17 protein-coding genes and 1 pseudogene are annotated in these 18655 nt (G+C 69.6%); 8 read left to right on the plus strand and 10 right to left on the minus strand.

Features of this window, described 5'->3' with window-relative positions; translation table 11 throughout:
• Window positions 1–1085: 1085 nt before the first annotated feature.
• Entirely contained in the window at window positions 1086–1823 is a 738-nt protein-coding gene (locus ACMTAK_RS51475; protein WP_413812585.1) for a dienelactone hydrolase family protein, read from the minus strand.
• A 447-nt stretch (window positions 1824–2270) separates the two neighbouring features.
• On the opposite strand from ACMTAK_RS51475, the gene ACMTAK_RS51480 reads away from it, so the two are divergent.
• On the plus strand, window positions 2271–3293 hold the full coding sequence (locus tag ACMTAK_RS51480; protein WP_413812586.1) for an ISL3 family transposase: 1023 nt from the start codon (window positions 2271–2273) through the stop codon (window positions 3291–3293).
• Window positions 3294–3585: 292 nt separating this feature from the next.
• Here the strand turns inward: ACMTAK_RS51480 and ACMTAK_RS51485 are convergent, their stop codons facing one another.
• Complete coding sequence (locus ACMTAK_RS51485) at window positions 3586–4554, minus strand: NADP-dependent oxidoreductase (protein ID WP_413812587.1); 969 nt, start codon at window positions 4552–4554, stop codon at window positions 3586–3588.
• A gap of 133 nt (window positions 4555–4687) precedes the next feature.
• Here ACMTAK_RS51485 and ACMTAK_RS51490 point away from each other — a divergent pair, with 133 nt between their 5' ends.
• A complete protein-coding gene (locus ACMTAK_RS51490) occupies window positions 4688–5659 on the plus strand; it encodes a GlxA family transcriptional regulator (RefSeq protein WP_413812588.1) in 972 nt (323 codons plus the stop codon).
• A 361-nt stretch (window positions 5660–6020) separates the two neighbouring features.
• Here the strand turns inward: ACMTAK_RS51490 and ACMTAK_RS51495 are convergent, their stop codons facing one another.
• A complete protein-coding gene (locus tag ACMTAK_RS51495; RefSeq protein WP_413812589.1) occupies window positions 6021–7697 on the minus strand; it encodes a hypothetical protein in 1677 nt (558 codons plus the stop codon).
• 283 nt (window positions 7698–7980) lie between these two features.
• Between ACMTAK_RS51495 and ACMTAK_RS51500 the strand changes: the two genes are divergently transcribed.
• Complete coding sequence (locus ACMTAK_RS51500) at window positions 7981–8685, plus strand: hypothetical protein (RefSeq protein ID WP_413812590.1); 705 nt, start codon at window positions 7981–7983, stop codon at window positions 8683–8685.
• 64 nt (window positions 8686–8749) lie between these two features.
• On the opposite strand, the gene ACMTAK_RS51505 is transcribed toward ACMTAK_RS51500, so the two are convergent.
• The gene (locus tag ACMTAK_RS51505) at window positions 8750–9085 is read right to left on the minus strand and encodes an STAS domain-containing protein (protein WP_413812591.1); all 336 of its coding nucleotides are present in this window, start codon (window positions 9083–9085) and stop codon (window positions 8750–8752) included.
• Window positions 9086–9652: 567 nt separating this feature from the next.
• Here ACMTAK_RS51505 and ACMTAK_RS51510 point away from each other — a divergent pair.
• Complete coding sequence (locus ACMTAK_RS51510; protein WP_413812592.1) at window positions 9653–9907, plus strand: hypothetical protein; 255 nt, start codon at window positions 9653–9655, stop codon at window positions 9905–9907.
• Between the two features lie 39 nt (window positions 9908–9946).
• Here ACMTAK_RS51510 and ACMTAK_RS51515 read toward each other — a convergent pair whose 3' ends face one another.
• Window positions 9947–10306: a helix-turn-helix domain-containing protein gene (locus ACMTAK_RS51515; protein WP_413812593.1), complete on the minus strand. Its 360-nt coding sequence runs from the start codon at window positions 10304–10306 to the stop codon at window positions 9947–9949.
• A gap of 44 nt (window positions 10307–10350) precedes the next feature.
• Here ACMTAK_RS51515 and ACMTAK_RS51520 point away from each other — a divergent pair, with 44 nt between their 5' ends.
• From ACMTAK_RS51520 to ACMTAK_RS51530, 3 genes are all read left to right on the plus strand, one after another.
• Entirely contained in the window at window positions 10351–10575 is a 225-nt protein-coding gene (locus tag ACMTAK_RS51520) for a hypothetical protein (protein WP_413812594.1), read from the plus strand.
• Entirely contained in the window at window positions 10568–10840 is a 273-nt protein-coding gene (locus ACMTAK_RS51525; protein WP_413812595.1) for a hypothetical protein, read from the plus strand. Before ACMTAK_RS51520 ends, ACMTAK_RS51525 begins: the two co-directional genes overlap by 8 nt.
• A 361-nt stretch (window positions 10841–11201) precedes the next feature.
• The gene (locus ACMTAK_RS51530; RefSeq protein WP_413812596.1) at window positions 11202–12176 is read left to right on the plus strand and encodes an ATP-binding protein; all 975 of its coding nucleotides are present in this window, start codon (window positions 11202–11204) and stop codon (window positions 12174–12176) included.
• On the opposite strand, the gene ACMTAK_RS51535 is transcribed toward ACMTAK_RS51530, so the two are convergent.
• Window positions 12139–12618 (minus strand): HIT family protein, encoded by a 480-nt coding sequence (locus ACMTAK_RS51535; protein ID WP_413812597.1) that lies wholly within the window; start codon window positions 12616–12618, stop codon window positions 12139–12141. The genes ACMTAK_RS51530 and ACMTAK_RS51535 overlap by 38 nt on opposite strands.
• A gap of 121 nt (window positions 12619–12739) precedes the next feature.
• Between ACMTAK_RS51535 and ACMTAK_RS51540 the strand changes: the two are divergent.
• A pseudogene (locus tag ACMTAK_RS51540) lies at window positions 12740–13096 on the plus strand (transposase family protein); the annotation flags it as partial.
• A 135-nt stretch (window positions 13097–13231) separates the two neighbouring features.
• On the opposite strand, the gene ACMTAK_RS51545 reads toward ACMTAK_RS51540, so the two are convergent.
• The 4 genes from ACMTAK_RS51545 to ACMTAK_RS51560 all read right to left on the minus strand — a co-directional run bounded on the left by ACMTAK_RS51545 (window position 13232) and on the right by ACMTAK_RS51560 (window position 18567).
• Window positions 13232–14368: a sensor histidine kinase gene (locus ACMTAK_RS51545; RefSeq protein WP_413812598.1), complete on the minus strand. Its 1137-nt coding sequence runs from the start codon at window positions 14366–14368 to the stop codon at window positions 13232–13234.
• Complete coding sequence (locus ACMTAK_RS51550) at window positions 14346–15038, minus strand: response regulator transcription factor (RefSeq protein WP_413812599.1); 693 nt, start codon at window positions 15036–15038, stop codon at window positions 14346–14348. The genes ACMTAK_RS51545 and ACMTAK_RS51550 overlap by 23 nt, the downstream gene beginning before the upstream one ends.
• Before the next feature lie 1019 nt (window positions 15039–16057).
• Window positions 16058–17176: a lipid II:glycine glycyltransferase FemX gene (locus ACMTAK_RS51555; RefSeq protein WP_413812600.1), complete on the minus strand. Its 1119-nt coding sequence runs from the start codon at window positions 17174–17176 to the stop codon at window positions 16058–16060.
• Between the two features lie 8 nt (window positions 17177–17184).
• Window positions 17185–18567 carry a UDP-N-acetylmuramoyl-tripeptide--D-alanyl-D-alanine ligase gene (locus ACMTAK_RS51560; RefSeq protein WP_413812601.1) on the minus strand — a complete coding sequence of 461 codons (1383 nt, stop codon included), beginning with the start codon at window positions 18565–18567 and terminating at the stop codon, window positions 17185–17187.
• Window positions 18568–18655 lie beyond the last annotated feature (88 nt).

Raw genomic sequence — 18655 nt, forward strand, 5'->3', positions numbered from 1 at the left:
CGCCGGACAGGCCCTGGTCCCGTACTTCGCGGGTCACTCGTTCGTGACGGCCAAAACCATGATCGACAGGAGGTCACTGCTGGTCTTCAGCATGTTCGTCTCATGGCTGGTGGGGGCCGATTGCGGCATCATCCTGTGCGGGGGTGGTCCAGCGGTCTAACGCCCGACATCACCCGGTCTCGCGGCGCCAAGGACGCCGGGGCCCTTCGTCCGGTGCGACGGCATGGGGATCATTCGGTTCCTCCGTCCTTGGCCTGCGCCAGCAGGTTGGCAACGACATCGGAGCCGTCCCGGCTGCGTCTGAGCAAGTCGTCAGCACCCGGCCGCCGCCCGTGACCTGCCGGGTGAGCCGTACCATCAGCTCTGGGTCGATGCCGCTGCCCGGTCTGGTGAGCCGGACGCGGGTGGGGCGGCGCGGGCCGACGGCCTGCGCATCCTGTTCCTCGGCTTCGGCAAGCGCCCGGTACAGCGAGGCGACCGAGGGCTGCTTGCCTGTGTTCTTCCCCGTCTTGGTGGTCAGCTTCGGCGTCGATGTCCTTGAGCGTCAGGCGATGGTTCCCGATCAGGGGCTCGACCAGCCCCTGCTGGCGCAGGCGGATCTCCCCCAGCTCCGCCCCGCCCAGGACGGCCATTCCACCGCTCGGGTGCCGGACTCGCTCACACTGGGGGCATCGGCCGAGATAAGCCGAAAGACGTCCGGCGCCACCCGGGAGCAGTGCCGCCGGACAGCCACAGAAGGGTCTCGCGGCTGCCCGGCGATATTCATCCCAGTTCTACTGGCTCAGGCCTCCCTGAGGTATACCTGCACCTGCACGGGCGCGTAGCCGGGGTAGTTCCAGCTGAAGTAGGTCTCCGTGCCCTTGGGACATGCCTTAGCTTGGTTGCGGATGGTGCCACTCCCGTTGAGGGTCGTGTAGACGTAGGCGCACTGTGCTGTCGCAGTAAATACCCGATTTGCTGGGCCGTTGCGAACGCGTCCCGCGATCGAGCATCCGCCCGAATGCGGTTCTGCTGTGCGGACTTGAGGGGAGGGGACGGTCAGTGTCCGACGCCGGCCAGGCCCGGCGCCAGCATGCTTACCTGGGTCATGCCCTCAGGTCCTCCGTCACGGGCAAGCACTCGGCGAGCAGGTCGACGACGTCGCGCCAGGCGCGCTGCGCGTGCCGTGGGTGGTAGCCGACGCCGGGGACTGCGGGGTGGTCGACCGGCGGGTGGTGGAAGGCGTGCAAGGCGCCGCCGTAGACCGCGAGGCGCCAGTCGACGCCTGCGGCCTGCATCTCAGCGGTGAACGCGTTTCGTTGCGCGGGCGGCATGATCGGGTCTTCCGATCCGACCCCGGCCCACACCGGGCAGCGGATGCGCGCTGCCTCGCCCGGTCGGCCCGTGGTCAGTGCGTTGACTGTCCCGATCGCGCGCAGGCTGACGCCATCACGCCCGAGTTCCAGCCCGATGGCGCCCCCGGTGCCGTAACCGACGGCGGCGATCCGGTCGGGGTCGGTCCGCGGTTCGGTGCGCAACACGTCGAGCGCCGCATGGCCGATGCCCCGCATCCGGTCGGGATCAGCGAGCAGTGGCATGCAACGGGCCAGCATCTCCTCGGGGTCACCCAAGTAGCGCCCGCCGTGAAGGTCAAAGGCCAGCGCTACATATCCCAGCTCGGCGAGAGCATCGGCCCGGCGGCGCTCGACGTCGCTGAGCCCCATGCCCTCCGGCCCGAGCAGTACCGCGGGCCGGCGGTCGACACCGGCCGGGAGCGCGAGGTGCCCGATCATCGTCAAACCGTCGGCCGGGTACTCCACCGTGCGCGTCGTAATCGTCGTCATGAGACTGGACTGTAGTGATCGTCAAGCCCGGTCCGGCCGCTGTTCTACCGCTGGTGTCGGCGGCGGATGAATCGTGGTTCTGTCGCAGGTGTTGTGGATGGTCGCGGACTGTAATTGCTGGCGGGCTGGACGGCTGCGTGGAAGTTGCCCGAAATCGGCCCCGCTCAGCGCTCGTCCGGGTGATGGTCACCGGGCGTGGGAGAGAAGCACGGTCGATCTGAGGGAGTTGCTGTTCCCTGGCGTTGCCGACGTGGCCATCGCGTCGATAGAGGCAGAGCCGGGGGTCATACGCGTTGCGGCTCGCAGCACGGCCCGTGGTGCGCGGTGTCCGGGATGTCGCGGCTGGTCCGAGCGGGTCCACGGCTCCTACCAGCGTCATCCCGCCCACCTGCCAGCCGTGGGGAAGGCAGTTGGTGCTGGTGTTGACGGTCCGTCGCTTCCTGTGCGATGACCGGGAATGTCCCCGGCAGAGACCAGGAATGTCCCCGGCAGACCTTCACCGAACAGGTATCAGGGCTGACCAGGCCCTACGCTCACCGCACCGAACGGCAACGCTCCACCTTGGCCCGGATCGCCCTGGCATTGGCCGGCCGGGCCGGCGCCCGCCTGGCCCACCTGCTGGGCATGAACGTCGGCCGGGACATCCTGCTGCGGCTCATCCTCGCGCTGCCCGACCCCGGCAGACCCACCCCACGGGTGCTGGGCGTGGACGACTTCGCCTTCCGCAAGGGGCACACCTACGGCACGATCCTGATCGACATCGGCACCCACCGGCCCATCGACGTTCTCCCCGACCGCGAGGCCGCCACCCTGGCCCGCTGGCTGGCCGACCACCCCGGCGTGGAAGTGATCTGCCGCGACCGCTCCACCGCCTACGCCGACGGCACCCGCGCCGGAGCACCGAACGCCGAGCACTGCGCGGACCGCTGGCACCTCTTCCACAACCTCGTGGAGGCCGTGGAGAAGACCGTCGTCCGCCATCGGGCCCTGCTCCCCGAGCCCGAACCGCCCGACGACCAGCAGGCGGTGACGGCCGAGGACGTCAGAGCCGGCGCGTCCACGGCCCGAACAACAGCCGTGCCTCGCACGTCCGGGCGGATCAGTGACCGCACGCGCGAGCGCCATCAGGCCATCCACAAGCTGCACCGCCACGGCCACAGCCTGCGCGGCATCGCGGCCCAACTCGGCCTGGCCCGCAACACCGTCCGCCGCTTCCTGCGCGCGGCGACCGCGGACGACCTGCTGGTCGGCAAGTGGACCGGCCGCACCAGCTTCTCGACCCCCACAAGCCCTACCACCACCAGCGGTGGGCGGAAGGCTGCACCACCGCCCGCCGACTGTTCGAGGAACTCCGCGACCGCGGCTACACCGGAGGTGAGAGCGTGGTCAAGGAGTACGTCCGGCAACTGCGCGACGCCTTCCCCCGCACTGACCGGCCGCCCCGTCGGCATCCATCCGTGCGGGAGGTGACCAGCTGGATCACCCGCCACCGGACAACATCGCCGATCACCAGGCCGAGCGTCTCAAGGCCATCCTGGACCGCTGCCCGGAGCTGGAGAAGACCGCCCGCCACGTCCAAACCTTCGCTGAGCTGATGACCAAGCGCCACGGTGACCAGTTGGAGGAATGTGGGACCGGGGGATGACGATCCGGGCCAGCCGTCCGTTCGATGTGGTACGCGGTGCGGGTGGGATGGGTGCTGCCTGACCCAGGCCGGGGAGTCGGCGGCATGGCTGCCGCAGGGCAGAAGCAGCGGGGTGGGTCAGAGGGTGCCGGAGAGGACGATCTTGCCGGTGGTGCGGCCGGTCTCACCCAGCGTGTGGGCCCGGGCGGCTTCTTCGAGGGGGAAGACTGCGTCGACGATTACGCGCAGGCGTCCGCCCTCGACCAGGGAGGTGATCTCGCGCAACCCCGCATGGTCGGGCTCGACGAGCATGAACACCGCCCGCACTGCGGCCGCTTCGGCCTCCTCGGCGGGGAAGGTGTCGTCCAGCGGCAGGATCGAGACCAGCGTGCCGCCCGGCCGCAGCGTTCGCAGGGACCGGGCCCAGTTGGGGCCGCCGAGGGCGTCCACGACGACATCGACGTCGCGCAAGGTCTCGGCGAAATCCTGGGTGCGGTAGTCGATCAGCTCGTCGGCGCCCAGCGAGCGCAGCAGCTCGTGCTTGGCGGCGCTGGCCGTGCCGATGACGTACGCGCCGCGGGCCCTGGCGATCTGCACGGCCAGGTGGCCGACTCCTCCGGCGGCCGCGTGGATCAGGACGCGCTGGCCGGGCTGGACGTTCGCGGTGTCCACCAGGGCCTGCCAGGCGGTCAGCGAGGCCAGCGGCAGGGCGCCGGCCTGGATGTAGGTGAGGCCCTGGGGGCGCGGGGCGAAGTGCCGGGCCGGGGCGGTGACGTACTCGGCATAGGCACCCGCCGGGTGCGGGAAGCGCGGCATCCCGAACACCTCGTCGCCGACCTGGAAGAGTGTCACCCCGTCGCCGACCGCCTCGACCACCCCGGCGACGTCGGAGCCGAGCGTGAACGGCGGCCTGGCGCCGTTCACGAACACGCCCCGCTCGCGGGTCTTCCAGTCGGACGGGTTCACACCCGCCGCGTGCACCCGGACCAGGATCTCGCCCCGGCCCGGGAGCGGACGCTGCGTCTCGACGAGCTTGAGGACGTCCGGTGCTCCAGCGACCTCCTGGGAGATGGCGCGCATGGTCGCGGGGGTTGCGGGCTGGTCCATGATGACGTGTCTCTTTTCATCAGCACTGAGTTTCTTGTGGTTTGTGCCGGTTCTCCTCGGCACGTCCCAAGACTGTCTGGCCGGATAGCCCCTCAGTAGTGGCCCAATGGTCACGAGATGAAAGGATCGGGTCATGCACCACGTTGGCGTCCTGGCCCTGGACGGTGTCGTCCCCTTCGAGCTCGGTATCCCCGCGCGGATCTTCGGCGCCGCCCGCGACGGCAGGGGAAACCAGCTCTACTCCGTAACCACGTGCAGCCTGGACGGCCGCCCCGTCCGCGCCGAGGCCGACTACCAGCTCACCGTCTCCCACGACGCCTCCCTGCTGGCCAGCGTCGACACCGTCGTCATCCCGCCCTCCCACGCGCTGGGCCCCATCCGCGAGGAGGGCCGCCTGCCCGACACCCTGCGCAAGGCCCTGGACGCCATCCGCCCCGGAACCCGGATCGTGGCGATCTGCACCGGCACCTACGTGCTGGCCGCTGCCGGACTGCTCGACGGCCGCCCCGCCACCACCCACTGGCGCGAAGCCGACCGCCTGCAGCGCATGTTCACCACCGCGCGTATTGACCCCGACGTCCTCTTCATCGACGACGGCGAGATCCTCACCTCCGCCGGGGTCGCCGCCGGCATCGACCTGTGCCTGCACCTGGTCCGCCGCGACCACGGCAGCGGCATCGCCAACGAGGTCGCCCGCTCCTGCGTCGTACCGCCCTGGCGCGACGGCGGCCAGGCCCAGTACATCCAGCGCCCCGTCCCCGACCCCTCTGCCCCCGGCACCGCCCCCACCCAGGCCTGGGTCATGCAGCGCCTCGCCGAACCCGTCACCCTGGCCGACATGGCCGCCCACGCCAACGTCAGCGTGCGTACTTTCACCCGCCGCTTCCGCGACGACGTCGGCACCAGCCCCGGCCAGTGGCTCGTCCGCCAGCGCGTCGACCTGGCCCGGCACCTGCTGGAGACCACAGACTGGCCGATCAACCTGGTCGCCGACCGCGCCGGATTCGGCACTGGTGTCTCCCTGCGCCAGCACCTCCGTGTCGCCATCGGGGTCACACCCCAGGCATACCGACGCACCTTCCGCCCCACACCCGCAGCTGCCTGACAAGCCGCAGCTGGATCAGCTCTTGGCACCTTCGAGCTGGCGCAGAACGCGGACATTCCAGTCGGCACCGACCCGACCTCGCGACCGCCACGGTCTGGGCGGGCGAGCCTCCCCACCCAGCGACGGTTCAGCGCGGTAGCGGCGAGCAACTCACGGTTCCGCCCGGCCTGCGGCACGTTTCCGGCGTATTCCGGTTGTCCTCCTGATACCGAGGGCGTTGATCATGAAGGCCTCCCACCCGCGGTCGCTCATCTCCATGCTCATCCACTCAAGATGCGCCGCCGTGGATCTCCTCGGCGCCGCCGCTCGCAAGCCCCGGGGCGGTCGAGCGCGAGAGGCGGGGGCGGTACACCGCGGCGGGCTACAGCAGCCCTCCCAGCGGCAGGACGCGCCCAGCAAGCTGTCCGCGCAGCCGGTCTCCGGCAGTGTCGGTTTCGGCGAGCCAGTCGGCAGTGATCAGCAGTCCGGCGTGCTCGGCGACCTCCTCGGGTGGCAGGGCGGTGACCGCGGCGGCCTGGTCCAGGTGCGGCCCGCCGTCCTCGGCGCGTCCGAGGCGGCCGTCGGGGCGGGCGTGGGCGGCGGTACACAGGGCCAGGAGCCGGGGGGCGGCGCCCAGCTTCTTCTTGCGGAGCTTCCGGTCACCGACGACTTTCTGGGCCCAGCCAGAGATCCTCGCGCGGCTGGTCTTGCCGAAAGTGAACGGGCGGGGCTGCTCAGGCAACAGCGTGGGGACGGTGACCTCGACGGGGTCCTCGGGGCGGGAGGCCATCACCTCGGCGACGGTTCCCGGCAGGCGCAGCCAGCCGCCGGTGACCAGCCGCCCAAGCACCCGCTCGGCATCGTCTTGGAGCCAGCCGGTCAGATCCTGGCCGGTGACGTTCCCGGTACCGGCGCGCGCGGCCCGCAGGGTGAGCATGAGCACCGCCAGGCGCACCTCGGCCCCCGGGTGTGGGGAGTGGGCGGCAACGTAGTCCAGCACGGCTCGGGCGGGCACGCCCTGTTGCCGGGTCAGCAGCCGTTCCACCAGATGGTTACCGCTCACCCTGTCACCGACCACCGGCTGGTTGCCGCCTGCCGTGTCACCGACCGTCTGGCCGCCACGGTTGGCGTGCATCTCGCGGGTGGTCTGCGCGGCCTTCTCGGCACGCTTCGCCTCGTGGCGCAGGGCGCCGTCGCCACTGACGTCGGCCCACGAGGCGAAGGCGCGGGCCTTGCGCTCGTGGAGCCTGGCGAGGAGAGCCGGGTCGGGTTCGGCGCGCTGCTGGTAGGCGCGGAAGGCGTCCCCGAGCTCGATGAGCTCCATCCGCAGGACGTCGGGCTGAAGGTCGTGCGGCACGATCCGCTCCGCGATCTTCCCCCACCGCTTCGCCCGCCGGGATGCCCCGCCCGGGGAGGCGGCGCGGGCACGAGGGACCGACGTCGGCGCAGACGCAGCACCGGCCGCGGGGGATGGGCCGTGGTCGGAGAAGACCGCCGCCGCACCATGACCGACCGTGTCGCCTGAGGGATCCCGCTGTGCGGCCGGTTTCCCCGCCGCCTGGTCCGTCCCGGCCGGGGCCGTACGGGCCGCGGGCGGGGCGGTGTCCAGGACACGGCAGCCGGGAGTAGCGGCCGCGCACCGAGCGCACGTCTCCGCGATCCGCCACAGCCTTCCGGCACGGTCCGCGTACACGGTCAGGACCACCGGGCCGCCGCACTTCACCGCTTCTGCCGCCGACCGCGGCCTGCCCCGCTGCCCGGCGACGGGGCTGGTGCCGGTGTCGGGGGTGTGCCATGCGCAGTCGGCGGCGCGGCAGGCGCACCACGCTTCGCCGCGCGGCCCGCCGCCTGTGCGAATGCGGGCCAGGTGCATGTTGACGTGTTCAACTGCGGCCTTGCGTCCCGCGGCGGCGCCGGGGAAGCGTTGATCGGCGCAGGCCGGGCGGGAGCAGGAGAGCCGGACCGAGCCGGCGGAAGGGCGGCCGTAGGGGTCCAGGCGCACCGTCCATACCCGCCCTGCGACGCGGTCCTCCTGCCATGCGCCGGTCTCCACCGCCATGTACGTAACTCCCAGCATTGCTTGATCCGTTGCCCGGGTGGTCCCCCATCATCGGGGATGATCGCCGATCAGCCCCCAGGGAGCGGAAGTTTCAGCCCGGCGTGCCCTGGCAGCGCAGCAGAAGATCAGCATTCGGCTGGATCCGGCCACGCCAGATGGCTGGCTCGGCTTGGATAGTGCGTCGAGACCAGGCATCGGCCAAAAGGCGGAGCACGAGCGCCGGGCGAGCCCGCCGACGCCATGGTCGGCGACGCCCGACAGCGTCGACAGGAGACAACAGCCCGTGGACTTCCCGGCATTCACCGAGGCCGCGCCGCTGACCGCGCTCGAGATCGAGGCACTGCGCGCCCTGCACGTCACGCTGCAGGACCTGCGGCACGAGTACGAATCCGCGCTCGCCGTGACCCACCGCTCCTACCGGCTGGAAGAGAACGCGGAGGTGTACACCCACGGCCGGGCCCTGACCCACCACCCCGACGCCTTGCACGAGCTCAGCTGTCTGGCCGACCGCTACGAGCGCGGCGTCGGGCTGCTCACCTGGCGCTACGCCAGCGCGGCCGCGGTGCTCGGCACCAGCGTCCTGGACCGCGTCACGGGCGGCCGGCCCGCGCTGACGGCATCTGTCGTGACGGCACTGTGCGAGGAGCCGACCCTCGGCCAGCTGCGGGATGCCTTGTCGATCCCGTCCACTGACCTGCTGATCGCGCGTGAGCCCGTGCTCCGGGACCGGTATGAAGAGGAGCGCCAAGCACTGCTTCGTGCGGTGGAGGACATCATCGAGTTTGCCGTCGAGCTCGGCGACGGCGTGCCGGGGACGGCGGCGGCCCTGTGGGCCGGGCGGCTCACCGCGTTCGACCGCCTGGGCACGGACCCGCTGTACGAAGGTGTTCTGGGACGGCTCCTGCCCTTCGCCGAGCAGTTCCCCAACGAGATCAGCTGGTACCTGAAGTCCCGGGCGGGCGCACTGCCCCGCCAGATCCGCACCTGACACCGCACGAGGTTGGGCTTGTCGACAGCGTTGCGCGAGACCAGGCGGCGCGCAGCGGAGTTCTTCAGCTGAAACCCGATGCTCCAGGCCGGCTCTCTGGCTGGCCGGGCTTTGAATCGATGGTGAACGCACTGCGGGTGCCGGACAGGTGCAGGATGCGGGCGAGGAAGTGCGGGACGGCGCATAGTCGCAGCTCGACGTCACCGGCTCGAGCGGTGCGGGCGGCGGCCAGCAGCGCGTTCAGCCCGCTGCAGTCGCAGAACGTCAGTCCGCCGAGGTCGATGACCACCACACGGTTATCGCCGACGGCCGTCTGGAGTGCCTGGCGCACCTCGTCGGCGGTGACAAGGTCAAGCTCTCCCGACACCGCGACCCGGCAACTGTCGGGTCCGGTGGCCATACGGTCCACTCTGATCGTCTCGTGCACCGGCGTGCCTCGGCGCGAGCAGGCTCCCCAGAACTGATATCCAGGAAACTCCAGGTCAGCGGTTGCGTCCACCGTCCCCTGTGCAGCGCGTGCGCGTGCCTGATCACCCGGGTGATCGTTGGTGCGGATGGGGGCACGTCGCTCCGACACCGCGGTCGACGCCTGATGCGGGAAGCCGGCCGACGTCGCGGGGAGAGGGGGTGACGCCGTCGGGCGACCGTGCGAGGCTCTGCCCCCGTAGCCGTCCAGCACACTGCTCTGCGCCCCGGGAAAGTGGTGGCGCGGTCGGCTCGTGTGGAGACATACGATCAGCTGTTATGAGCATCTCGCGCCGACCGCTCGGCCACGGTCCGCAGCCGCAGTCTCCTGCTGTTGCTCAGCTGGAGACGGGCAGCGTCCGCAGGATGAGTGCTGCGGAGGCCGACATCGACGCGGCTGCGCTGTACCGGCCTGGTGGTTTGGAACACCTCGCCCAACTGCGTGAGCGTGGCGTGCTCGGCTCGCCAGCTTGCACACCGCTCACTGCTGACCGCGCTGGGCATGGTGGAGCTGGTGAGGGTGGTCAAGAGCCGCACCGTCTACCGACGCTCCGGTGAGGAAGACCTGGTCGTCGCGATCGACGCCGCGGTCGATGCCGGCATCTTCACAACGGTCGAGATCATGGGTGAGGACAGGGACGAGGAAGCCGACCGCTTGAACCAGGTGGAGAAGGAACGGGGACTGGACGCTTTCGACGTGGTGACGCTGCCCTACCGCGACCTTGTCATGAGAGCCCCGTCGGCGGAGCGGTCCTGACCTGTGCGGCCCTCGCCTGAAGTAGCCCCGATCCGCAGGTCACTTCTGCCTGCGGGCATATTCGGCGGGTGTCTGGCCGTACTCCTTCTCGAAGGCGTGGACGAAGTGGCTGCTGTCGGCGAACTGCCAGTGTGCGGCTATTTCCGAGATGCTCGGGCGGGTGCCCGGCGCCGTCAGTTCGAGGCGGGACTGCTCCAGGCGTCTGCGGCGGATGTACGCGGCCACCGAGTCGTCGGTCTCGGCGAAGGCCCGGTACAACGTCCGTACGGAGACCTTGAGTTCGCGGGCCAGAGTCGCGGGGGAGAGATCGGGGTCGGTGAGGCGGCTGTCCGCGATGTCTCTGGCCACCTGGGCCAACGCGGGGGCCAGCAGGGGTTCGGTGTCGTCGAATGTCTGCATGAGCACCCCTTTGATCAGTTCGAGCAGGGAGTTGCGGGCGGCTCGTGCACGGCGGGGGTCAGGTCGTCGAGCGTCGCCTCGACTATCTCGGTGTACGCCATGAGCAGTTCGACGTCACGACGGCCGGGCGCGACGTGGTCTTCACCTTGGCGCTGGCCTGCACGCTGGAACTGCCCCTGGCGATATTGTGCGCTGTCGCCGCGCTGCGACCGCCAGGGGTGGCTTCCGTTCAGGCAGCCGTGGTGCAACGGGTGGCCGTCCATGTCTGACTCGCTGGATGCCCGGATGCGGGACGGGATCGACGACCAGGTAGCGGAAGCCTTCGATGCCTACCTGGCCGACCGGCTGGCCGAACCGGGTCCACTGCGCGCGTCACTGGCACGGGGGCGCAGCGCCGGGGTGGTGCTGGGCACCGTCGGGCTGGGCGCCCTCGCCACGGCGCTGGCGCCGACCGGAGGCGCCGTCGTCTGCTGGATTTGGGGGGCGATCGCGGTGATCGATCTCGTCTGGCTGCTGACCGCGCGCCGTCGTTGACGGTCCGTGGGCCAAGCTCTCGCCGACCGCCGATCGTACTCGGCCCATAGAGTCCGGTCTTCGAGCAAGGCAGAGCTGAGAGGTGCGCACGGGCGCTCTCTGCCGTCACGAGCCCACCAGCGGATAAACCGGTCACCTGACGCTGCTGGTTAGTGCAGAGAAGCATCTCGCGCTCCTGCGGTCGGCAGGCGTTCTTCGAAGGACACGTGCACGCGCTGACCGCGCTGGGCGGAGTGCCGACCGGTCAGGTCCGTTACGACAACCTCACCCCGGCCGTGAAGAAGGTGATCTTCCGCAGCCGCTCGCGGAAGGAGAATTCGATGAACTCGGCTACCTCGAACTGGACCGCCGCGGCGCGGAGATGCTCCTCCAGGTTCTGGCTGAGCGGGGGGAGAAGAACAGCATCGCGATCGCTTCCAACGAGGCGTTCACCGATTGGGCCGGCGCCTTCGGCGACGCCACGGTCGCCGCAGCGATGCTCGACCGGCTCCTGCACCGGGCCGCGGTCCTGGCATCGACGGCCCCTCCTACCGGCTCCGCGGCCACCAGAACAAGGCCGAGGCCATCCGAGCCGGGGCGAACGCCTGTGTCTCCTGATAACGCCCCCGACACCACCGAGGTCACGTCCGAGATGGCCCGTTGCTGCCCGGTCTGCACGACCGTCTTCACCGTCGCCACCGCCACCAGCCGCCAGGTCTTCTGCTCACCCACCTGCAAGGAAACCAACCGCCAGAACAAACCCGTCCAGCAGACCTGCCCGACCTGCCACACCGCTTTCACCACCACGGTCGGCCAACGCCGGATCTACTGCTCGGACGAGTGCCGGACCACCTCCCGCACCAGCGAGGACGCCCGGGAGAAACGAACCTGCCCCGTGTGCGAGGGCCCTTTCGATGCCCTCAGGACAGTCCGCCAGATCTACTGTTCACCGGCCTGCCGCAAGACGCCGAACGCAGACGCGACCAAGCCCGGGACGAAGACCGGGCCGGCCGCCTCGGCGAGAGACCGACACCGTCGCCACTGCCGGAGTTGCCACCACAGCCCAAACCGGTCAGCCGAGCGTCATCACGCCAACCAACCCTGGAACGCGACCCGTTGGAGCCGACCGCGACCCGGAACTGTCCGCACTGCCGGCAGCCGATCACCATCGTCGCGCTGCTTGCGACCCCGGACGCCGCCCGCCCCTCTGTCCCCACGACCATCCCCGACATCGTTCCGCTGCGAAGGACTCCATGACCATCCACTGACCGTCACCGCTCACCGGGCCCGCCGACCTGACGGTCGGCGGGCCCACACCGTCAGACCGTCGAACGCAACCGGTCCAATTCGCTGCTGATCACATCCCGCAGCACGTCATGCTGCGGACCAAGCCTGAACCGCTCATCACTCCACCGCTCATGCGGATACAGCCACACAGGCTTGCCCGCCAGCTCGGCCGGCTCCCACTCGAACCGCGGCCAGACGTGGGCATGCAAGAACGGGTCCGTGTTACCGAGGATCTCCAGATTGACCCGGCGAAAATGGGGATCCAGCCGCCGGCAGGCCCGCTCAACCGCTTCCCCGAGTTGGTCCATGTCGGACAGAAACGCCAGCCGCTTGGTCTTCGGCAGGTCAGACAGCCGTTGAACACCGGGTTCGTCCACGAGGAGGACCGAGTAACCCGGCAAGAACTGAACGTCCCCGATCACCGCGAATCCCGACTCAAGCCGCCGCAGCACGGTGAGATTCTCCCCTCGCAGAGCAGCCTCGATCCGATCCATCCGCCAGTCACCAGTCACGGCCAGAACCTACCCACAGGTGATCAAGACCCGATCCTCGCTCCCCACTTTCCCCACACATCAAGGACCAACCAAGTGAGGCGAGAAGCGACCTCGGCCGTTTTCAGGAATCGCCATCACGGCCCGGCCCGGACGCACCTCGGAAATCACCGCCTGCCGGCACGACCGGCTCACCGCCAGGCTGCGGGACGCCGGCCCCGTAGCCATCGCCGACCTGGGATCCGTCGGGCTCGACGACAGCGGCTCCGATGCCGATCCGGCGGTGATCACCGGCTACAAGGCCGCCAGGAACCGGCCGCTGACACGAGGGCAGAAGCTGTCGGACAAAGCCCTCGCCGCCGTGTGGGCACCGGTCGAGCACGGCTTCGCCCACCTGAAGAACTGGCGCGTACTCGGCAAGATCCGCACCGACCCGAAGTGGGCGACCGCACTGATCAGGGCTCTACTGGTCCTGACGAACCACGAAGTCGCCCGCTGACCGACGATCTTCCCCGTGGACACCAGCCGACGACCAGCACGAGTAGCTCTCCCGACACTCACACCAAACCCGCGACCAGCAACTTCAGCCTGCACACCGCTCACTGAGGGTTCCCCTGTGAGATCCGGACGTTCGTCAGGCCTGATCGTCGTCTGTTCGTGTGTGCGCTGACGCGGCGGGCAGCTGCACCGTGACGCGCAGCCCGCCAGCGGGGCGGGGGGTGAGGGCGAGGGTTCCGTCGTGTGCCTGGGTGATGCTTTTGACGATTGCCAGGCCGAGGCCGACACCTGCGTGGCCGGTGTGCAGGCGTTCGGTGCCGCGCTGGAACGGCTCGGTGAGTGTCGAGACCAGCTGCGAGGTGAGCTTCTCGCCGGTGTTGTCGACAGTGAGCACAACAGTGTGGGGGCGGACGCTGGTATTCACCCATACGATGCCCTGGTCAGGCAGGTTGTGGCCGATCGCGTTGTGCAGAAGGTTTGTGGTCATCTGCAGCAGGAGCGCCTGTGAGCCGATGGTGATGCTCATCTCGCCGGAGGTTTCGATGGTGACGCCGTGCTTTTCCGCCAAGGGCAGGAGCGTTTCCGTGGCTTCTTCCGCCATGAGGGACAAGTCGACGTGTTCCCTGGTGAATGACTGCTGGTTGGCGCGGCTGAGCAGGAGCAATGCTTCAGTGAGGTCGATGGCCCGGGTGTTGACCACGCGCAGGCGCTCGACAAGCTCGCAGATGTCGCGGTCCGGATCTTTGCGGGCCACGTCGAGAAGCGCCTGCGTGACCGCCAGCGGGGTGCGCAGTTCATGAGAGGCATTGGCCGCGAATCGCTGCTGCTCGGCGACGTGGGCTTCGAGCTGCGCGAGCATCATGTCGAAGGAGTCGGCGAGTTCGCGGAACTCATCTCGGCGGCCCGGCAGGCGGATCCGGTAGGAAAGCGGCCCGTTCGCCACCCTGCGGGTGGCGTCGGTGATGCGAATCAGCGGGGTGAGCATCCGGCCGGCCAGAATCCACCCGCCCACGAGACCGAACACCAGCAAGAACGCCAGCACCAGGATCCCCGCCGGGACGAAGACGACCGGGCCGAAATTGCTCGGGTCGAAGACGCGCAGGAAGTCGGACCGATCGGGGACGTCAAGGCTGTTCGACCTTCCCCGCAGAAGGAACACCCACACGGCGGCAAGCAGCAAGGCGCCCGCGACCACGAGGAACCCGGCGTAGCTGAGGGTGAGCTTGAGGCGGACGCTCAGCCCCTGACGCCTATCCACGCGCTGTCCGGCCATCGGCGTCCGCTCCTGTGTCGATGCGGTAACCGACCCCGGGCACGGTGGCGATCAGCCAGGGCTCGCCGAGGCGTTTACGCAGGGCCGAGACCGTGATGCGCACGGCGTTGGTGAACGGATCCGCGTTCTCATCCCACGCTCGCTCCAGCAACTCCTCTGCACTGATGACACCGCCTTCGGCAGCGACGAGGACTTCGAGCACAGCGAACTGCTTCCTGGTGAGCGCGATGTAGCGGCCCTCGCGGTAGACCTCGCGGCGGAAGGGATCCACACGTAGGCCTGCGATCTCTCGCACAGGTGGTCTGTTGTGGGCGCGCCTGCGGTCGAGTGCTCTGAGCCTGAGCACGAGTTCTCGCAGCTCGAAGGGCTTGGTGAGGTAGTCGTCGGCGCCGAGCTCGAACCCGGTGGCCTTGTCGTCGAGCCGGTCGGCAGCGGTCAGCATGAGGATCGGCATGCCGCTGCCGGAGGCGACGATGTGCTTGGCGATCTCGTCACCGGTAGGTCCGGGGATGTCCCGGTCGAGGACGACGATGGCGTAAGCGTTGGTGCTCAGCAGCTCCAGAGCGGTATCACCGTCACCGGCGATGTCGGCCGCGACCGCTTCCAGGCGCAGCCCATCGCGGATGGCCTCTGCCATGTAGGGCTCGTCCTCAACGACTAACACGCGCATAGTCGCATGCTACGAGCCGGTGCCATATCGCCGGCGTATCGAAAACCGGATACGGGCCGGCAACACCACGCCCCCTCGACTGGAGGCATGAACGAACCACATATCATCCCACCTCGGCTCCGCGACCGGCTGTTCGCCGTACTTGCGGTGGTCCTCGCCGTGCTCCTGCTCCCCGTTGCGTTCGTCCGCCATCCCGGCCCCGCCGAACTGGCCTGCCGCTGGGCGCTGGGGATCCGATTTCCGCTTGAGGACCTCACCGGGCTCACCGACGAGCCTGTCCAGTTCACTTCGGCGAGCCGTGATCCGCTCCAGCTCCTGGCACGAGTAGCTCTCCCGACACTCACACCAGACCCGCGACCAGCAACTTCAGCATGCACACCGCTCAGTGAGCTTCTTCGGTGTTGCCGCTTCGCAGTGAGGACAGCTGTGGCGATGGACGTCATGCGGTGGGACTGCCGCGGGCCCGCGGAAGACCCGCCAGGACGTCAGGCGGGTGGCGCCGCGTTCGACCGGTGCCCGGGCCGGCCGGGCCCGGGCAGTGGGCGGTCTTATCGGTGGGGGCAGTTCCCGCAGGGGCCTGCGTCTGCTGCCCCTGGCCCCACTGACCCGCCCCTTTGGGAAACGATCACAAAGCCAACCCGAAGCAAGCGGTCTTCCATCACGCCGGGCAGTGCGGGCCAGGGGTTGTCGTGAACATCCTGTGTCATCGCCCGCCGCTGGCCACCGGCGGCTCACCGGTGCAAGCGGCCTCGAAGGAATTCGTGCGGACTCCTCGGCCGGCCGTGGCCGAAGGCACCGGCGCGGCTGCGGCAATGACCACCCGCTGCCCGCTGTAGGTTTCGGCGGACCGTCTGCGCCAGGTGTGAGGCGAATGGGTGGCCCGATGCTGTCATCGGCCGATCTGCTGATCGCTGCGAGGGCACGTGCGATCGGCGGGCACGGCCCCCCAACCGCGCCGGCTGCTGCTTTTATGCCCGCTTCGCGTCGCGCCCGCCGAGTTACGCCACCGGCGGGCTGCCTCAGCCTCGACGGGACATGTAGACGTCGAATGCCTTGTAGAGCAGGCGATTCAGCGGCAGATCCCATTCGCCGAGATACTCCACGGCTTCGCCGCCGGTGCCGACCTTGAACTGGATCAGGCCCAGGTGCGGGGCCTTCTTGTCCACGGTGTCGGTGATGCCGCGCAGGTTGTAGACCGTACATCCGGCCGCCAGAGCATCAGTGATCATCTTCCACTGCACGGCGTTCGACCCGCGTACCTCCCGTTTGGCCGTGGCGGAGGCGCCGTAGCTGTACCAGGCGTGTTCGCCGACCCGGATCCAGATGGTGGAGGCAACGAGGTCGCCTTCGTGGTGGGCGAGGTAGAGCCGGATCCGGTTCTTGTCCTCGGCCAGCAGCGCCTCGAACATGGCCGGGAAGTAGCTGAACGGCCGCGGGATGAAGTGATCACGTTTCGCGGTCTCGAGGTAGACCCGGTAGAAGTCGGGCAGGTCCTCGACACTGCCCTGGGTCACGATGACGCCCGCTTTGCCGGCCTTCTTGATGTTGCGCCGCCAGAGCTGGTTCATCCCCTTAAGAAGCTGATCTTCGTCCTTGCCGGCCAACGGGACCTGGAAAACCCAGCGCGGCTGCCCGGCGGAGAATCCTTCTTCTTCCTTCGGCGGGCGCCAGCCCAGATGCCGCAGCTGGATGCGTGCCCGGGCGGCGGCGTCGTTGACCGTGTCCGGCGGCACGTCGCTGAGCCTGGTGATCTCCGGGTCGGCGATCGCGGCCTTGATCGTCTCAGCACTCCAGGTACGGGCCACCGCCGTCGTCCCGATGCGTATGGCGAAGGCGCCAGAGCGCTTGAGGTGGTCCACCAGCGGGCCGAGCCAGCCGGCCAGTTCATCCGAGGACCAGTCGATCACCGGCCCTTCGGGCAGGTACGCCAGCGACGTCTTGAACCCGGGCAGCCGCCGAAACAGCACCAAACCCGCGCCGACCAGTCGATCGCGGTCGTCGAACCAGCCCAGCGACTGCGACCCCCACTCACTCTTCACCGACGCCCAGGCTGGGGTCTGCAGGAAACTCACCGCAGGCTGGGTCGCGTTAAACGCGGCGTGATCGCTCGCCGTGATGACCCGTACCCGAAAAGCCACAGCCGCTCCTACCTGTCGTTCCTTGGTTGATCTACCAGCACATCGGGGGGTCCGGACACGAGCGCGGCGGCGACCTCGTCGAGGCGCGCCCCGCGGGATGCCTTGACGAGCACCACATCGCCGGCCGTGAGCCGACCGCGCAGCCACTCGACGGCCGCGGCGTTGTCGGCCAGCGCCACCGCCCGCTCTCCGGCGCCGCCGGCGAGCGGCCGGGCGCCGACCGCGACCACCACGTCGGCCCGGCGGGCGGCGTACTCCCCGATGGCGCGGTGCGCGGCCTCGCTGCCGTCGCCGAGTTCGAGCATCTCGCCGAGGACGGCGATGCGGCGCCCGCCCTCGATCGCCGCCAGCGCGTCCAGGGCGGCACGGGTCGAGTCGGGGTCGGCGTTGAAGGAGTCGTCGAGCAGCGTTGCGCCGCCGGCGAGGTCACGCAGCTCCAAGCGCCACTTCGACAGCCGGACCGTGGGCAGCGCCGCTGCGGCCGCATCGAGGGAGACGCCGGCCACCAGCCCCACCGCCGTGGCAGCCGCCGCGTTGAGCGCCTGGTGCGTGCCCACGAGCGGCAGCGTGACCGGAGCCCAGGCGGTGGCGGTCCGCAGGGTGAAGGACGGCCGGGCGAGCCGGTCCAGCACCACGTCGAGTACGCGCACGTCGGCGTGTTCCGCCCGGCCGAAGGTCAGCACCGGGCGGTCGGTGAGCGAGCGCATCGCGACCACCCGGGGATCGTCGGCGCCCAAGACCGCGGTGCCGCCGGGCGCCAGACCCTGCACCAGCTCACCCTTGGCCTGGGCGATCGCCTCGCGCGACCCGAGATAGCTGAGGTGGGCCTGGCCGACGTTGAGGACGACACCGACGTCGGGCGCGACCAAGCCGGTGAGGTTGGCGATATCGCCGATGCGGCGCACTCCCATCTCAAGGACGAGGAAGCGGGTGGCCGCGCTGGCACGCAGCATGGTGAGCGGCACGCCGAGCTCGTTGTTGAGCGAGCCGGTCGTGGCGATCGTCGGCGCGGCGCTCGACAGCACGGCCGCCAGCAGGTCCTTGGTGCTGGTCTTGCCGCGGGATCCGGTCACCCCGACCACAGTCAGCCCGTCGCGCAGCCGTGCCACGACGTGGGCGGCGAGCGCCTGCAACGCGGCCTCGGCGTCCTCGACGACGACGGTCGGCAGCGCCGTGGGCCGGGAGCCGAGCACAGCCACCGCGCCGGCCCGGCCGGCCTGGACGGCGTAGTCGTGGCCGTCGGCGTGTTTGCCGACCAAGGCGACGAAGAGGCCGCCCGGCTCGGCCTGCCGGCCGTCGAGTACGGCCGGCGCGGTCACCGTCACGGCGTCGTCGCCCTTGACCCTCCCGCCGACCACTGCGGCGATCTCGCCGAGGCTGAGCGGGATCACGCCCAGACCGCGCAAGGATCGGCGAAGCACATCGAGACCCGGCCGGTCGCCAGGACGGCGAGCGGAGGCGGGCTGGCGAGGTGAAGGA

Source organism: Streptomyces lacaronensis, from assembly GCF_047337785.1.
In the GTDB taxonomy this organism is placed as follows: Bacteria; Actinomycetota; Actinomycetes; order Streptomycetales; family Streptomycetaceae; genus Streptomyces; species Streptomyces lycopersici.

What these genes read in the sequence shown, in the direction of transcription:
- ACMTAK_RS51475 (WP_413812585.1), bottom strand. Translation starts at nt 1,823, where the DNA reads ATGACGACGATTACGACGCGCACGGTGGAGTACCCGGCCGACGGTTTG.
- ACMTAK_RS51480 (WP_413812586.1), top strand. Translation starts at nt 2,271, where the DNA reads ATGACCGGGAATGTCCCCGGCAGAGACCAGGAATGTCCCCGGCAGACC.
- ACMTAK_RS51485 (WP_413812587.1), bottom strand. Translation starts at nt 4,554, where the DNA reads ATGGACCAGCCCGCAACCCCCGCGACCATGCGCGCCATCTCCCAGGAG.
- ACMTAK_RS51490 (WP_413812588.1), top strand. Translation starts at nt 4,688, where the DNA reads ATGCACCACGTTGGCGTCCTGGCCCTGGACGGTGTCGTCCCCTTCGAG.
- ACMTAK_RS51495 (WP_413812589.1), bottom strand. Translation starts at nt 7,697, where the DNA reads ATGGCGGTGGAGACCGGCGCATGGCAGGAGGACCGCGTCGCAGGGCGG.
- ACMTAK_RS51505 (WP_413812591.1), bottom strand. Translation starts at nt 9,085, where the DNA reads ATGGCCACCGGACCCGACAGTTGCCGGGTCGCGGTGTCGGGAGAGCTT.
- ACMTAK_RS51510 (WP_413812592.1), top strand. Translation starts at nt 9,653, where the DNA reads ATGGTGGAGCTGGTGAGGGTGGTCAAGAGCCGCACCGTCTACCGACGC.
- ACMTAK_RS51515 (WP_413812593.1), bottom strand. Translation starts at nt 10,306, where the DNA reads ATGCAGACATTCGACGACACCGAACCCCTGCTGGCCCCCGCGTTGGCC.
- ACMTAK_RS51525 (WP_413812595.1), top strand. Translation starts at nt 10,568, where the DNA reads ATGTCTGACTCGCTGGATGCCCGGATGCGGGACGGGATCGACGACCAG.
- ACMTAK_RS51530 (WP_413812596.1), top strand. Translation starts at nt 11,202, where the DNA reads ATGCTCCTCCAGGTTCTGGCTGAGCGGGGGGAGAAGAACAGCATCGCG.
- ACMTAK_RS51545 (WP_413812598.1), bottom strand. Translation starts at nt 14,368, where the DNA reads ATGGCCGGACAGCGCGTGGATAGGCGTCAGGGGCTGAGCGTCCGCCTC.
- ACMTAK_RS51550 (WP_413812599.1), bottom strand. Translation starts at nt 15,038, where the DNA reads ATGCGCGTGTTAGTCGTTGAGGACGAGCCCTACATGGCAGAGGCCATC.